The organism is Sporosarcina psychrophila (assembly GCF_001590685.1).
Classification (GTDB): domain Bacteria; phylum Bacillota; class Bacilli; order Bacillales_A; family Planococcaceae; genus Sporosarcina; species Sporosarcina psychrophila.
Window position 1 is genome coordinate 918,429 of the sequence record NZ_CP014616.1, and the last position, 16,490, is coordinate 934,918.

Annotated in this window: 15 protein-coding genes; 11 read left to right on the top strand and 4 right to left on the bottom strand. The window is 36.3% G+C overall.

Features of this window, described 5'->3' with window-relative positions; all coding sequences use genetic code 11:
• Positions 1–902: 902 nt before the first annotated feature.
• From AZE41_RS04365 to AZE41_RS22545, 4 genes are all read left to right on the top strand, one after another.
• Entirely contained in the window at positions 903–2,834 is a 1,932-nt protein-coding gene (locus AZE41_RS04365; RefSeq protein WP_067206081.1) for a DUF2075 domain-containing protein, read from the top strand.
• A gap of 106 nt (positions 2,835–2,940) precedes the next feature.
• Positions 2,941–4,587, top strand: a complete 1,647-nt coding sequence (locus AZE41_RS04370) for a GIY-YIG nuclease family protein (RefSeq protein WP_197485365.1) — start codon at positions 2,941–2,943, stop codon at positions 4,585–4,587.
• A 373-nt stretch (positions 4,588–4,960) separates the two neighbouring features.
• Entirely contained in the window at positions 4,961–5,551 is a 591-nt protein-coding gene (locus AZE41_RS04375; protein ID WP_067206087.1) for a hypothetical protein, read from the top strand.
• Positions 5,552–6,025: 474 nt separating this feature from the next.
• Positions 6,026–6,175 (top strand): hypothetical protein, encoded by a 150-nt coding sequence (locus AZE41_RS22545; protein WP_156475958.1) that lies wholly within the window; start codon positions 6,026–6,028, stop codon positions 6,173–6,175.
• Between the two features lie 226 nt (positions 6,176–6,401).
• On the opposite strand, the gene AZE41_RS04380 is transcribed toward AZE41_RS22545, so the two are convergent.
• Both AZE41_RS04380 and AZE41_RS04385 read right to left on the bottom strand, forming a co-directional pair.
• Positions 6,402–6,878: a hypothetical protein gene (locus AZE41_RS04380; protein ID WP_067206089.1), complete on the bottom strand. Its 477-nt coding sequence runs from the start codon at positions 6,876–6,878 to the stop codon at positions 6,402–6,404.
• Positions 6,879–6,992: 114 nt separating this feature from the next.
• Entirely contained in the window at positions 6,993–7,331 is a 339-nt protein-coding gene (locus AZE41_RS04385) for a hypothetical protein (protein WP_067206092.1), read from the bottom strand.
• Between the two features lie 417 nt (positions 7,332–7,748).
• Here AZE41_RS04385 and AZE41_RS04390 point away from each other — a divergent pair, with 417 nt between their 5' ends.
• Together AZE41_RS04390 and AZE41_RS04395 are read left to right on the top strand one after the other, a co-directional pair.
• A complete protein-coding gene (locus tag AZE41_RS04390; RefSeq protein WP_067206095.1) occupies positions 7,749–7,976 on the top strand; it encodes a hypothetical protein in 228 nt (75 codons plus the stop codon).
• 275 nt (positions 7,977–8,251) lie between these two features.
• Positions 8,252–8,662, top strand: coding sequence for a DUF4181 domain-containing protein (locus AZE41_RS04395; RefSeq protein ID WP_067206098.1), 411 nt, complete (start codon positions 8,252–8,254; stop codon positions 8,660–8,662).
• Between the two features lie 602 nt (positions 8,663–9,264).
• Here the strand turns inward: AZE41_RS04395 and AZE41_RS04400 are convergent.
• Together AZE41_RS04400 and AZE41_RS04405 are read right to left on the bottom strand one after the other, a co-directional pair.
• Entirely contained in the window at positions 9,265–11,736 is a 2,472-nt protein-coding gene (locus tag AZE41_RS04400; protein WP_067206101.1) for a heavy metal translocating P-type ATPase, read from the bottom strand.
• A gap of 13 nt (positions 11,737–11,749) precedes the next feature.
• On the bottom strand, positions 11,750–12,070 hold the full coding sequence (locus tag AZE41_RS04405; protein WP_067206104.1) for an ArsR/SmtB family transcription factor: 321 nt from the start codon (positions 12,068–12,070) through the stop codon (positions 11,750–11,752).
• A gap of 201 nt (positions 12,071–12,271) precedes the next feature.
• Between AZE41_RS04405 and AZE41_RS04410 the strand changes: the two genes are divergently transcribed.
• From AZE41_RS04410 to AZE41_RS04430, 5 genes are all read left to right on the top strand, one after another.
• Entirely contained in the window at positions 12,272–12,826 is a 555-nt protein-coding gene (locus AZE41_RS04410; RefSeq protein WP_067206105.1) for a copper resistance CopC family protein, read from the top strand.
• Entirely contained in the window at positions 12,827–13,921 is a 1,095-nt protein-coding gene (locus AZE41_RS04415) for a copper resistance D family protein (protein WP_067206108.1), read from the top strand.
• A 33-nt stretch (positions 13,922–13,954) separates the two neighbouring features.
• Complete coding sequence (locus AZE41_RS04420) at positions 13,955–14,629, top strand: DsbA family protein (RefSeq protein WP_067206111.1); 675 nt, start codon at positions 13,955–13,957, stop codon at positions 14,627–14,629.
• The gene (locus AZE41_RS04425; protein ID WP_067206113.1) at positions 14,629–15,072 is read left to right on the top strand and encodes a disulfide oxidoreductase; all 444 of its coding nucleotides are present in this window, start codon (positions 14,629–14,631) and stop codon (positions 15,070–15,072) included. Before AZE41_RS04420 ends, AZE41_RS04425 begins: the two co-directional genes overlap by 1 nt.
• Before the next feature lie 152 nt (positions 15,073–15,224).
• Positions 15,225–16,343 carry a flavin-containing monooxygenase gene (locus AZE41_RS04430; protein WP_082786487.1) on the top strand — a complete coding sequence of 373 codons (1,119 nt, stop codon included), beginning with the start codon at positions 15,225–15,227 and terminating at the stop codon, positions 16,341–16,343.
• Positions 16,344–16,490: the final 147 nt, after the last annotated feature.

Consider the following 16,490-nt stretch of genomic DNA (forward strand, 5'->3'; position numbering starts at 1 on the left):
GTCAACATTTGCAAGTCTTTAGAGGCAGGTTCGACTCCCGCTGTCTACATATTTGATGTCACAGCAACGTTTAAGCGATGTGTGGCATCATTATGGCAACAACATATATAACAAAGACGATTTCATCTTTTGATGTGGTCGTTTTTTGTTTGGGCAGAAAACGTTTTTTTACTCATTAGAGTAAATTAGGCTGTGTAAAGGGGGGAAATAGCTTTTATGAGTATAAAGCTATTTGAAGTTTAGGGAGTGTTTATTACATGCCAAGTTTCGTTGTGATGCAAGACCGGACATATCCAGAAGAAAAAGAATTAGTGATAATGTAGTCGCTGCAACAAGATAGCAGTGGAAAAGAACGTTAATCAAGGCTTAGGAAAATGAAAGGTATCCAAGTTTCGGAGTACCTTTGTCGCACAAAGACAAACCATTGACGCATTATTCTATTTATCTGATTTTTATACTACGATTATAGTGAATTAACTGATTATTTTTACGTGCCTTAAATTTAAAACATATCAACTTTGTAATAATGCATCGAGCAGCCGCTAAAAACTTTGAAAAAAACATACTATAAATGCATATAAAAAGGAAGTTGCAAAATGATTAGTTGCTAGACTTTTTTTTTATTAAAATACCCAATTCAAGTAATATAAAAGTATATTGCACGGGAACTCATTAAATCAACTTCTCAGGATATTTACAAAATAGTAAAGTCAATCAAGCAAAAGTATATCCGTGCAGGTACCTTATATGTCTATTTACAAGGATTTCTTACAACGATTTTTAAAATGTGGTAATATTATACTAATGAAAAAACTAAAATGTAGAACTAATTTACCATATTGATATAAAATATGCTGACGCAATCATAGATTGTGTCCTAACAGACTGAGGCTGGTGTACTAATGATCATATATGAATCAACAAAAGAGCAATTTGTAGGGGATATTGTAAATGAATTGCTTATTGATCGATTATACAATTCTTTTCAGGAGAAAATTGGTCGGACATCAAAGGCTGAGATTCGTTCATGGGAGAACTCATTACAAAAGATGTCAAATGTAATGCAAGACGGGGACATTCCGAATGATGCTTCAGTAGCAATAGAGTTTAATATTCCTAATACATCTAAGCGTGTGGACTTTTTAATTGCTGGGAACGATGGAAATCAGGATCATGTGGTCATTGTGGAATTAAAACAGTGGGAGAACGTTGAAAAGATTGCCACTAGAGATGGCATTGTCAAAACGTTTGTCGGCAAAGCGAATCGAGAAATGACGCATCCATCCTATCAAGCGTGGTCTTATGCAGCGCTGATTGAGGATTTTAATGAAAATGTCCAAAAGCAAGAAATCCAATTAAAGCCCTGTGCATACCTACATAACTATCGAAAAGTCGAAAATGATCCACTAACGGATGCCCATTATGAGGATCATCTCGAAAAAGCACCTGTTTTTACAAAAGGGGAAATTGAGAAACTTCGTACGTTTATAAAGAAATTCATTAAAAAAGGTGACCAGAACCAATTACTATACCAAATTGAAAACGGCAGAATCCATCCTTCAAAATCATTGCAAGATGCATTAAACAGTATGTTAAAAGGCAATGAAGAATTCATTATGATCGACGAACAAAAAGTGTTCTTTGAAGAGGCGCTTCATCAGGCAATGGATAGTGTTAAAACTGTCGCAAAGCAAGTTATGATCGTGCAAGGTGGGCCTGGGACAGGGAAATCAGTCCTTGCCATTAACTTGTTGGTAAAACTAATTGATCGAGGACTTGTAGCAATGTATGTAACAAAAAACGCTGCGCCGCGCAATATTTACTCGATAAAACTAAAAGGAGATTTTAAAAAGACGCATATTGATAATCTATTTAAAGGATCCGGCAGTTTTACAGAAGTAGAAGAAAATGAATTTGACGTACTGATTGTAGATGAAGCGCATAGGTTGAACGAGAAATCAGGGATGTTTCGAAATAAAGGTGAAAACCAGGTGAAGGAACTAATCAAAGGTTCCAAATTCACGATATTTTTTATTGATGAAAATCAAAAGGTCACACTAAGCGATATTGGTAGTGTCGATTTGATAAAGCACTATGCTGAACAATACAAAGCTAACATAATTTCGTGTGATCTAACATCCCAGTTCCGTTGTGATGGTTCAGATGGCTACATCGCCTGGCTAGATGATGTATTGCAGATAAGAAATACCGCCAATATGCATGAACTAGGGATGGATTATGACGTCCGACTTTTTGAAGACCCAAATGAAATGCTTGCGGAAATTGAAAAACTTAATAGAAGAAACAACAAATCTCGTGTTATGGCAGGTTACTGCTGGGAATGGCCAAAGCAGAATCGACAGGACGTCAATTATAACGACATTGCCATTCCAGAACACGACTTCGGCATTAGCTGGAACATCGAAAATACCTGGGCCATCGAGAACTCATCAGTTAGGGAAGCTGGTTGTATTCATACTGCTCAAGGATTAGAGTTTGACTATGTAGGCGTCATTATCGGCGATGACATGCGTTATGAGAACGGAAAAATCATCACAGATTACACAAAACGTGCAAAGACAGACCAATCTTTAAAGGGTATAAAAAAGATTGCTAAAGAAAATCCAGAGGAAGCGCATGCATTGGCAGATCCTATTATTCGAAATACGTATAGAACATTAATGACGCGTGGTCAGAAGGGATGTTTTGTATTTTGTACGGATTCTGCGCTGCAGGAATACTTGATTGAGCGGTTGGAGAAGGTGACGTTTTATCGGAAGAAGAGGCAGGAGACATTGTACTTGGTAGATGAGCGGGAGGGGTATGGGCATTAGAAAGTCTTAAAACCAAAGTATCAGGTTTGGAGTTGAATTATTCCAAGACAGCTGATTGTACTACACATCAACGGTCGTATTGGGATTATATTATTTAGAGAAGGGATTGAGTAAAATTAATAAGTATAAAGATGAGTGGTGGTACTCAACAACAACTATTTTCATTCTAACTGTCTTTGGCATTTTAATAGTTCCGTTCATTTTAGCCATCGTTCTTTTAGTTATTCAAATACAAAAACGAAATGAATTTAATAAAAAAATTCAAGAAAATGAATTGCTGAATATGCCTATTAAAGAAAAAGAGGCCAAGCTAGTAGGGCTTAATGAATCCTTGGTAAGTAGCCAAAAACTCATAGACGAAAACAATACTATCATAAATAATCAGGAATCATTTATTCAATCTTTACGCAATGTTTTTGATGAAGAAATAAATAAAGAGCGTGAGACCATCTTAATTAAAGCCAAAGAAGAAGCTGAGGAAATTGTTCATGATTCAACAAAAAGCATTGCTGATATTGTTGAGAAAGTGACTGAATACCAATCCAGTGTAGAAATACTTACTAAGGAACGAACAGACTTGGAAAAGGAAGTGCAACGCTACAAGAATCAAGCTAGGAAATTCAAATCGGATCTTCTTGGATTGAAGAATTTCAATGAGCGATTTCCACATACGATTAATTTTGATTCAGTATATCACCAACTGGAGCAAATGAACAAAGAATTGGATGAAAAAAGATTACTAGGCACAGTCATCAGATTACACTTACATTCAGATAACTCAAGAGAGCTAAGAAAGTTATCAAATGCAACTAACAAGGAAATCCAAAACATATTAAGTAAATATGAAGACAGATATACAACTAAAGGAAATAAAACCATTTATAATTTAATGGTTATCGCTCTTCAAGCTGAGATTCAAATCCTACTATTACAACTAAAATTTAACAAGCTTGATGACTCAATTAACGCAGTTAAAGATATTATAACAAAGTATTTATCAATAAGTGCATCGGGTAACATGGCGATTCTACCAACCGTGACAAGGTTTTTAAATGAGATGGAGCCATTGTATATTGAACTAATTAATATTGAATATAAATATTACGTATACAGAGAGCAAGAAAAAGAAGAACAGAGAATGATTAGGGAACAAATGAAGCAAGAGGCTGCAGAGAGAAAGCTACTTGCGGAAGAGAAGAAGAAATTGGAGAAGGAAGAGGAGAAGTTCTCAATCGAAATTTCTAGAAATAAAAAATTGTTGGAAGAAGAAACAGATCAAGAGAAGGTACGACATTTGGAGGAAAGACTCCAGGAACTCGAAATCCAAGTAAAAGAAATTGAAGACAAGAAAGATGAGATTACTAGCCTTGCCCTTGGTAAAGCGGGATATGTCTATATCATTTCAAACCTTGGTTCGTTTGGCGAGCAACTGTTCAAGATAGGTATGACAAGAAGAATGGATCCTCAAGAAAGAGTAGATGAACTCGGTAGTGCTTCAGTCCCGTTCAAGTTTGATGTACATGCAATGGTATTTAGTGACGATGCCGTTGGTTTGGAAGGGAAATTGCATAAATTGTTGAGCCGACAGAGGGTCAATAAGGTTAACTATAGAAAAGAATTCTTTAAAACGGATATCTCAAGTCTTAGGGAGATGATTGAAGAAATAGATCCAACTGTTGAATTTGTTACAACGATGTTGGCGGAGGAGTATAACCATACACTTGCAATGGAAGATGCTGAGTTGGTGTCATGATTCTTTGTAGAGTTGCCTGTGCAACAAATATTCACGACTGTTTGATTTAACATGGATATTTGAACAAACACAATAGTTCCTTGTACAGCGTTTGGAGTGAGTGCTGCCTGTGTACGGCGCAATACGGACATGATTCAGAATTGTCTGGTGCACAGGCAGACAAAACTAATTCAAAACGATTATTCTAATAGGATATATCTTCCGAAAGTTAATCTAGCCATTACTCAGTTCTTAGGTAATAGAAAATGAAATCACGATTTAATTTGGAGTGAAAGAAAGGAGCCAATTCCACCCCATTATTTTTATTCGCTCTTAGAGCTGAATTATTAATCTTCAGACAACCTGTTCTTTGAAATGTAAGGGGAAGATTTGTATGGAAGAAAGGATTTTATTAGTTCTATTTACCTTTATTATACTAATCATTTTGGCAAATAAGTTCTTTGGAACACACTTTATAAAAATGGTTCTACATATAACGTTGTATCTGTTTGAAATTATTTTAGTAACCTATTTGATGAATATAACTTTTCTAGAGTTGGATTTATTTAACCCACCTTCAAATTATTTTGAAGCTTTAAGAAACTATATGTTCTTTTTCAGTATTTATCAACTCGTTTTGATCGTAACTTTTAAACTGTTAGATTCTACAGAGGTGGATGCATTAAATACAATAAAAAAGCATATTGATCAATCTCAAGTATTTGCTGAATTTAATAAAGAGATACCTGATAACCACAAAGAAAGTTTGCTGTATTTAATCAAATCTAAGAAAGTAACCTTGAATAACAAATATCGTAATTTTAGTAGAAGAATATTAGATTTAATTGATGGCTATAATAAAGGAGATTTACCTAAAGATGAGTTTAGATGTATTTTAAAATTGGAATCTCTAGAATTGGATTTGCATGTAAAAACATTGGGTTATGGTTGGAGCAATTCGGTTTTATTGAGAATCTCCAAATAGCATTTCATGATTTTAAATTCATAATTATCGGCCCTGACTACTTAATAGTACTGATGAAAGTTCTCAGTTAAATTTGAATTGCTTTAAAATCCGACAATGATCTCCCCATACGGGGCGTCTGAGCTTGATTTGCGGGTCGGAGGGCTCGGCTCCGTCAGAAACGGCAACTTATAATAACAGGCAAAACAAATAACAACCTATCATTCGCAACGTAAGCTGCTGAATCTGCTTAGTAGTTCCATCGCCCATGTGGCTATTGCAAGGCTCACTCTAAGTGGGATAAGATGACTCTTGCCTTCTCAGGCAGATGGATGTTGTGAATTTTTGAATTATATTTTGTGGTATGTATAGCCAATATAGTATTTTGATTATTTGCAATGATTGATGTTTGCTGAAAGATAGAGTAGTCTATAAAAGAGAGCATTCGTTCCTCGTCTGTTACTTTAAAGTATAATGTGAATGGTGGTGATAAAGATGGCTGTTAAACATACACCAACTGGAATTGTGCATAATGGTACAAAAGGCGGAAATACTGGTTGCGGATTTAACACAAGTGAAAATTCTAGCCACTGGGAAAATACAAGTTCTAAAATAACTTGTGATAAAAATGGTTGTAAGAATTAATTATACAAAATAAAATGCTAGGAACTATACCGTTGCGTATTGATAAGCAGCAGTATAGTTCCTTTGCTATATCGATAGATGATGATAGCCATACGCATTCCCTTGAACTATATGGATGAGTGAGTGCTGCCTGTGCACGGTGGAATTTAGACACTATTCAGAATTAATTCGAATTTTGTGATGCACAAGAAGACAAAATTAAAGTGGCCTATCTTTGCTTATTCTTCTAATTCAATTCTTCAGCAGCCTTCTTCATTAACTGATAAGTAACAGGGTTACTAAAGTCTAATTCAGTTATATCAAGGCTTTCAGTGGTAAAATAAAGATGCTCAAGCCAGTCGTTGTCATTACACTTTATGGCTTCAGCACATTCTTTTTCAATGTGTGGAACACTTATTTTCTTCCCCAATTGCTCAAAAGTTTCAATAGCCTCTAGAGCTCCTGGCCAATTTCTATCTTGTAGTAAGCTTGCCAGTTTGGGCAATGCTTCTTTATTCCTCGGGTATCCCATATCCTTGATAATTCGTACACCATTTTGCCAACATGGTTTTCCGTATTTAGGAATTATAAAACCAACCTTTTCCGGCTGTATCTCGGAGAGTATCTCCATTGCCTCATCTTGAATTTCTTGAGGTAGGTGCCAATTCAAATTATAAACATAGTAGATAATTTCTTCATCTTCAAGATTTAAATAATCTGGCATAATCATACTCCTTAATTGCTTGACGATACTGAAATCGCCTGCAAAAGTTTTGTGACCTCATGCGGTTTTTGTTTTGAATCAATCCAGCCCTTCATAGCAGAAGATTTTACAGGTTTAATAGATACATGGTTTTATTGCATCTACTACTGCCTTCAAAACTTTCATTCCGTTGACAGCTTCTTTGGTGGTCGGAGTAAATTTCCCCTTTGGCATATTTAAATAATAAGATAATCCTCCCGTATCTTGGGCTCTAGGCGTAAGGTTATAAGCCGTAGAGGATCCCCCTCTATAGATAATTGTTGGGTTTTTCCGTTTTAAACGTGATTCTAGTTCAGCTACAATTTTGTCCTTTGATATGGCAACAACGGAAACTAAAGCCGCTGCGAGAGCCATCGCAATTAAGTGTTCAAAAGCCCATGTTGCAACTGGGATTAGCAATGGAATAGCAAACATTGCGTCTACAGAATTAGTGCTGCCTGTGCACGGTGCAATTCAGACACGATTCAGAATTAATTTGAATTGTGTGATGCACAGGCAGACAAAAATTTACATCAATGGACATGCCAAAATGTTAACTGATAATAGAGATGAACATTGACGAAATACTCTGTTTTCGTATACACTTTTCATAAGGAAGCTCCTTTCTGTAGAGTAGATAACTGATTAGTCGTCAGTTTCATTTTACAGAAGGAGCCCTTTTTTCGTATTAATTTAACTTTATTTCTGATCCCAATCATTTTTTACGTTATTTTACTGCTATGCAACGCTAGTGGGCAACTGGTACTCTTGTATAAGGGTAGTCAATCGGCTACTCTTTTCCCATCAAACAATAAAAGAACATTTCATTTAAAAATGAGAGGATGAGTAAAAATGGATAATTCACAAGAGAGAATCTGTAAGTTTCTAACTCAAAACAAGTTAAAATTCATCAGTGAAGATCAAGTAGCTAAAAAGTTCGGATACAAGAACATACTGACTTTTTACATTGGGAAAGAAGGATGGTCAGCCTATGGTATTGATGGAAGAGACTTTAAAGGTCGAAACCATCAAACATCTAAAGTTGGATTTCTTATTACAGAGTATAAAGATATTGAATAGGATATATTAAAAAGCTGAATTTATGGGGAGGGGAAAGAGTTATCTAATAGAAAATAAAAGCAACATTTTATAGCGATAATAGCACTTTGTGACACCCGTTTAACCCTTATAAATGGGGCTTTAGCAAGTTCATATATTGGGGTAGGCGGTACGGGGCTATTCCCCTTGCAATTATTCCTGAACCATTGGCATATTGAGTAAGTGCTGCCTGTGTACGTTGCAATAATATAGTTAGTGGTAGAAGTGGAAGGAATTTAGAATGGAGATGATTTTAAATGGGGTACCCTGGAATGCCACCCGGGTTTTGGGTAGAACTTATTAAAATACTATCAGTTGCTATTTTACTGGTTGGCGTTATTCCAGCTGTTTTTCGTTATAGAATGGGTGCAAGTAAAAAGAAATGGTTTTCATATAATCATATAAATGAATTTCATAAAAAAGTCGATTGGACACTCCGTATAGTTTTTATGATTTCTCTTATAATTAGTGCAATCCTTTTTACTAGTCAGCCCTTTATAACATATATAATATGTGGTTTTTTTATACTAACTCAAATCGGTGTTCAAGCATATATAGAATGGAGATTTTCGGATAACAAAAAAGACTTTCAGGTATCACTAATCCAGCTTACCTTAACTTTTATTACCTTATTTGGATTCATCTTCTGGTTCGAATATTTTTCATAGGAACAATTATTTTAAGTAGATTTAATAAAGTAAACGAGCGCGATTGTTGGCTAAATATTTTTTGAAAGGGGAGCTTTGGCTACTCTTTTTTTGTTTTGTTTGCGGTTTTCCCTTTGAAACTTTTTCTGGAAATCTAATTTTGTGGTACCTATACGTCAAGAAAAGACTAGCAATTCGCACACCTGAATAAACATACAAAAAAAACAAACAGGTGCCAATTTGTCTGATTTTTATTCTATTATTACACAATTATAGTGAATTAACTAATTAGTTCTGCGAGCAGGTACCTGACACTATTACTCCCTCCGTCTCCATATTGAGAAATCTTTAAATTACAAATAGCATGTGACTTTAAGTATATTTTAGGCAAGGTTATACTTAAAACTATTCCATACAGCCAAAATCCAGGTTTAAAAACCCTATTACTTTGGTTTAAAGGGTATTATTTAGTAATATTAACATCAAATAAACAACACAAAAAGTGCCCGAAACCGTAAAGGTTTTAGGCACTTTTTGACTCAACACTATTTAGTTTATCATTTGTGAAGAGAATTCAAATACCAATTTACGTGACATCCATTTCGTCAAGGGTTATATAGTTACTATCCTTTGACCTTTAATAGACGAAGTGCATTTAAAATAACGATCAGCGCAGCACCGGTGTCACTTAATACAGCAACCCATAGCGTTAACCAGCCAGGGAGAATTAATAGTAAAGCTACGATCTTTACGATTATCGAAAACCAAATATTTTGTTTGATAATGGATAATGCTTTTCGACTTAGCTTAATTGTATGTGGCAGTTTGTCTAAGTTGTCTGCCATTAAAACGATATCTGCAGTTTCCATTGCGGTATCTGTACCAGCACCACCCATCGCTATCCCAAGGTTTGCAGTAGCTAGTGCAGGGGCATCGTTTATACCATCACCTACCATGGCTACTCGATAGCCTTCTTCTTGCAATTTTTTTATCACATCTACTTTTTCTTCTGGTAATAATTCAGAGAAATAGCGATTCACGCCGGCTTCTAAAGCGATTGCTTTGGCAGTCCCTTCGTTATCACCTGTCAGCATGACCACTTGTTCAACGCCTATTTTTTCTAGGCTTACAATCGTTACTTTAGTTGCTTTTCGGATTGTATCTGAAACACAAATTATCCCTAAAATCTTTTCGACCGTCCCTATAATGATAATGGTTTTCCCTTCATTTTGCAGTCTTAGAATTTCGTCAAGATGATTATCAATATGGGTGTTGACCTCTTCAAACAATTTTTTGTTTCCTGCAAAGTAGAGTACATGACCGATTGTTGCTTGGATTCCTTTTCCTGCAAGGTTCTTAAACTCTGAACCATTCTTTGCTTGAATGCCTTTCTCTTTCGCGTAGTCCACTATTGTTTTAGCGATGGGATGTGTGGAGTATTCCTCTAACGTTCGAGCGATTGATAACATGTTTTCTTCTGAATCATTAAAGACTACTACATCAGTAACTTTTGGTTTTCCTTCAGTGAGTGTTCCAGTTTTGTCAAAGGCGATGGCATTAATTGTTCCTGCAATTTCTAAGAATGCTCCACCTTTAATAAGAACGCCATTTTTGGCAGCATTTCCAAGAGCTGAAACAATGGCAACTGGGGTCGATATAACGAGTGCGCAAGGACATGCAATCACTAACAGCGTTAGCCCTTTATATATCCATTCATCCCAAGCACCAAATCCAAGTAATGGGGGAACGAGCATGACTAAAAGAGCAAGTATGAATACAACAGGTGTATAAATACGTGCGAATTTATCAATAAATGCTTCTGTAGGCGCCTTTTTCTCTTGAGCTTCTTCAACTAAATGAATGATTTTAGAGATAGTTGTATCCTCTATAAGTTTCGTAACTCTAACGCTTAGTGAGCCATGTTCATTTATAGAACCTGCATACACGAAACTACCTTTTTCTTTATCGACAGGGATGGATTCTCCAGTTATAGCGGCCTGATTGACACTGGATTCACCTTCTATCACATCACCGTCTAATGGGATTCTATCCCCAGGCTTCACGACAATCAGGTCATTAATTGCTATCTCTTCAACAGGCTTTTTGATTAATTCGCTTCCAATTTTAACCCAAGCTTCTGGAGGAGCTAACTCCATAAGTCCACGAATCGATTTTCGTGTTTTTTCGATGGCGCGATTCTGCAAATTAAGCCCTAATGCAAACAGCCAAACAACGGTGGCCCCTTCAAGCCATTCGCCTAGAAAGGCAGCCCCGATTGCAGCAGCTGACATGAGGACGTTCATGTCTAACGAACGGCTTCTAATCGCATAATAAGCACTCTTCACTGGTTTATAGCCACTAATTATCATCGCGATCGCGTACATTGTTATCGTTAAATAAGGAGAAATTCCCGTGTAAGAGCCGATAAATCCTAGCGTAATTAATATACCTGAAAAAATGACAGCCCAATTCTGATTACTAGAACGTGTGGAGGAAGGCGTCTGCTTATTGTTAGTGATGAGTGACGCTTTAAATCCAGCTTTAGCAACTTCGTTTATAATGTCTTCTGGGCTATTTTCATGTTCAATCTTCATTTTGCCCGTTGAAAAATTCACCTGAACGTGTTTGACAGTAGGAAGATTATTCAAGTGGTTTTCAATTGTTAAGGCACAAGAGCCACAATCCATGCCTTCAATAAAGTAATTCTTCAAGTTGGTATTAACTTTAATAGGTTCAACTTCAAAACCAAGCTTCTTCATTTGTTTTTGGATGAACTCAAATTCAAGTTCTTCAGTCGAACTAACCTGCATTTTTCCTGTACTATAGTTTACGTCTACTCCATTGATACTTTGTTGAGTGCTTAGACTTTTTTCAATTGTCACCGCACAAGCTGGGCAATCCATTCCATAAACTCGAAATTCCTCTTTCAATCCTTCATTGAGGTTTACGTTAACCGGATTTAGAATTTCTTTTGAATTAGTGCAACAATCGACTGAAACAATCGAAGTCTTTTCTAGTTCTTTGCCGCTGCAGCAATTTGTTTGTTCCTCTACTTTTGGGGGTTCTATTTGGCTCGAACAGCATTTTTTGTCCATTTTTCGCACCCCCTTAACTTATATGATTTTCACAACAAGCAACATTGCCTTCAATTTGACTAAGTACATTATCAAATGTGTCTAACAACTCTTTAACTTGCTGATTTCGCAATCCATAGTAGACGTATTTTCCCTCTGGTCTTCCTACAATGATCCCACACCCTCTGAGACAGGCTAAGTGCTGCGAAATATTTGACTGATTACCTTCTATACTTTCAACAATTTGTGATACAGTCTTTTCCTCATATTTGATGCACTCTAATATTTGAACCCTTGTTTTATCTCCGAATGCACGTAAAAACTTTACTTTAAGATCTAAATCTGTCTGATTCATGATATCTCTCCTTATATATTAGACAAGACTAATATGATTTGTTATTATCATATTAGCAACAACTAATATGTGTGTCAATTTTATGTCTTTATCTTATGGTAGCTGTGAACAATGCGTGTTTTTTCCAAAAGAAACGTTTTAGTATGTTTCTTTTCTTGTACACTAAATTTTGATTTAACGCTATTGAGAGGAAGAGAAGCAATGAAGAGGATTATTAGTGCAACATTAATTTTGTTGTTCACATTTACAACCACTGTCTCTGCACATACCGGTTTAACGATTTCCTCACCGGCTGACGGGGAATACATAACTGAAGATGTCTATGAAATTGTATTGGAATTTAATTCGAAAATCGAATCGACAAGTACTGTGAAGGTCTTTGACGAGAGTAAAGAGGAGATCATCATCAGTAATACTCAAGTGAGTGATAATGTGATCACAGGAGGTTTCATGTCGCCATTGGATAATGGCGCATATACAGTAGAATGGAAGATTATCGGTGCGGATGGGCATCCGATACAAGGAACTTATTCATTCATGGTAAGTCAAGACGAATTAGAAGAGCCAGTAGTAACTGAAGAAAACCAAGAGACATCTGATGTGCCAAAGGAAGAATCAATAGAAGAACCTGTAGAGCAGTCAATTGAAGATTCATCAAAAATAGCATCGAATGATGTTCTTGTTCTAATCCTTGTTATTTTATTTACGATAGCTGGCGGATTTTTTGGATGGATCCTAGGAAGATGGCAAAAGTAAATGGTTTGGATTTATATTTCTGAAAGTCTTTTGTATCTCTGTTTTTCGCTATTAATGGGATCATTTATCCTTCAATTTATCCCGGAACGGCTGAAACCCAAAATAAGCATCCCTAAACGCTTGATCCAACTTTCCGTGTTAGGAATTATATTCTTTTCAGCTGCACCCGTAATTCGAATCATCTTGTTTCTTTATGAAGATATTGGGTTAATGTTAACAATGCAAAATGTTCTCGGTGGTTTTGGAGTAGGGAAGGCTTGGAATGTCACAGTCATACTTGCACTGTTTTTTTATCTGTTTGTTTCGTTGTTTCCGGTATTGAAAAGCAAAGTACTGGCTGGTATATCTCTAGCTTTTACTTTCATTTTTCTCTTGGCGTTGGGATGGGCAAGTCACGCAGCATCCCTCACTGAATGGAGTGGATTCGTTGTTCACTCATTACACTTTTTAGCTGTTACAGTCTGGGTAGGTATACTCCTGATCGTTGGTTGGTGTTCAAAAAATCAAGAGAATTGGCTTTCTTATTTAAAATGGTTTACACCTTTGGCAATTGGCTGTTTTCTCACGATCATGGGAACAGGAATATATCTTATGACATTAGTCATCGATGTGAATGAGTATGGGGACGCATGGATGCTACCATATGGACAAGCCTTACTGTTGAAGCATCTGACCATCATCCCTGTTTTATTTTTTGCTTTTATTAATGGATTTTGGATTAGGCGAAAATTGCAACGACAAGAGCAAATCAATCCAATACCATGGTTGAAGTTCGAAAGCATACTACTTTACTTTACTTTTGTTTCGACAGCGGTCTTGGGCCAACAGGAACCACCTCACAGTATTGAGATAACTTTTGGTGGTAGTGGTTCTTCGGCAGTCTTCGATTATTTTTATTCAGGGATTATTGATCCTTCAATGCATGTGCAATTCGGATTAAATACAATAAGTACAATGTTTTTCATAGTGGCGATCATCTTCATGTGGCTTATCTTATATAGCTTCAGGAAAAAGGCTCCCGCTAGTGTTTCTTTTTTCATGGGAATGTTCTGTATCCTTTCGCTATATTTAGGATTAATAGCTAGCATTCAATAATTGGGTAGAAAAATAATAGAGAAGAGGTATTTGATGAAACAGAATAAGAATTCAAATATGAAATTTATAGTTGTATTAACACTTGCGGTAGTACTAATATTGGCGGCAGTCGCTGTACTCAGCAATAAACAAGAATCCTTGCCAACAGATATAAAGCAAATCGATGTCACTGGGCAGCCCTCACTGGGAGAGAAAGATGCTCCTGTAACGGTAGTTGAATTCGGTGATTTCAAATGTCCATCATGTAAAACATGGGGGGAAATAATTTATCCGAAATTAGTTAATGATTATATCGACACAGGTAAAGTTAACTTTTCATTCGTGAACGTATTATTCCACGGTAAAGAATCGACTTTAGGATCGATTGCCGCTGAATCCGTTTATGAGCGGAACCCCGATGCGTATTGGACGTTCCATCAAGCACTGTTTGATGCACAGCCTGTTGAAAATCATGATGGACTATGGATAACACCTGAAAAGATACTGGAAATTGCAAGTGATTATCCTGAGATTGATCAAACATTGTTGAAAGAAGACATGGAAAAGGAAGCGACAATGGAGAGCGTTAAAATCGATGAAGCTTTAGTAAGAGAAGCAGGAATTTCAATGACTCCGTCCATTGTGATAAACGGAAGAATGATGGAGGACCCCTTTGATTATGAAGCCATTAAGTCAGCAATAGAACAAGAGATGAAGGATAAAGACTGATGGAGGGTACTAAAAGAAAGGAATCCAAACCGCAGGGATATTTATTATATGGCGCTTGGGTTGTTTCATTAGTTGCAACGTTTGGGAGCTTGTACTTCAGTGAAATAAAAGGGTTTATTCCGTGTGAGCTATGTTGGTATCAGCGGATTCTCATGTACCCACTTACTTTGATATTAGGGATTGGAACTTTTCAAAATGACAGTTCCGTAAAAAAGTTCGTTCTTCCGTTAGCACTTATTGGAGGAGGTATATCTTTCATGCATTATTTAGAGCAGAAGATACCCGGCTTTGGAGGCATCAAGCCGTGCGTGAGTGGTGTACCTTGTAGTGCCCAATATATAAATTGGTTTGGGTTTATTACGATACCATTTTTAGCATTAGTTGCTTTTGTGATTATTGCTTGCTGTATGGTTTTTATCAAATCAAAGAAGTCTCTTGAGTAAATAAAGTTACTTTAATAAATGAACCGTTACTTCCTTACATAAGGAATAACGGTTTATTTTTATTTTCAATCAAATATATGTTTGACTGTTTGTCAGAATAGAGTTACATTATATTCAAATGGGTGTTTGAATGATGAGGGGAGAAGATAGCTATGCCAAAAAAACATACATGTGAATATTTCCGTTCTGAAAGTGAAAAAGTGAATTGCATTAAAAGCTATGAGACTGTTGTTATAGGGGCTGGACAGGCAGGGCTCGTAATGGGCTATTATTTGAAAAATGACAAAGTAAGTTTTTTAATTATTGATAAAGGGAAAACTGTGGGCGAGATATGGAAAAATCGATACGACTCCTTGAAGCTTTTTACACCTCGAATGTACAGCTCGTTACCGGGTCTCTCCCTAGAGGGCAAACAACACAGTTTTCCCACTAAGGATGAAGTTGCGGATTATTTAAAGCTCTACTTAGAATTATTGGAATTACCAGTTCAAATGGATACTGAAGTTCTAAGTGTAATAAAAACTGAAGGCGGTTTTTGTGTAGAAACAACTAAAGGTATATTTAATGCGACAAACATGGTGGTAGCCACAGGACCATTTCAAAAAAAACGGGTCCCTGCATTTTCGAATTTACTTAGCGGAAATATTGTACAGTTACATTCTTCTGAATATAAGAATCCTAGCCAATTACAAAAAGGAAATGTTCTTGTTGTAGGAGGTGGTAATAGTGGTGCTCAAATCGCAGTTGAAATTGCAGAAGAAAAAGAAACATATATAGCAGTAAGTAAAAAGCTTAGTTATTTCCCATTAACTATTGCTGGGAAAAGTGTGTTTTGGTGGTTTGATAAATTGGGAATATTAAAAGTAACTAACACATCATTTTTTGGGAACATAATTCGGGGGAAAGGCGATCCGGTCTTCGGAACTGAATTGAGAAATGCTATAAAAAAGGGCGGTATTATTCTTAAGGGAAGAGTAACAAGTGCTTTGGATAGCTCAATCATATTCGAGGATTCAACTACTTTAGAAGTGAGCAACATAATATGGGCAACCGGATTCCAACAAGAGTACGAATGGCTAAGAATGGAAGATATGATTGGTAATAAGAAAGAAATTATTCACAACAGGGGGGGTAGCCTAATAAAAGGACTCTATTTTTTAGGTCTACCATGGCAATCACGTAGGGGGTCCTCACTGCTTCAGGGAGTAGGTTATGATGCCGAGTATATTGTTGAACATATGAGAAGACAGAACTATGAGAGAGATAATTAGTGTGTAAAAGAGAAGGTTGAAGCCAATTTTAGATTAACAGTCTAACAAACTAAATCGACAAAATTGATGGTGTCAAGCAATGGGGTTGATAATCAAAATTCAGCTTTGAGCAAAACTCCACACGCATTGATGTAATTTCAGGATGTT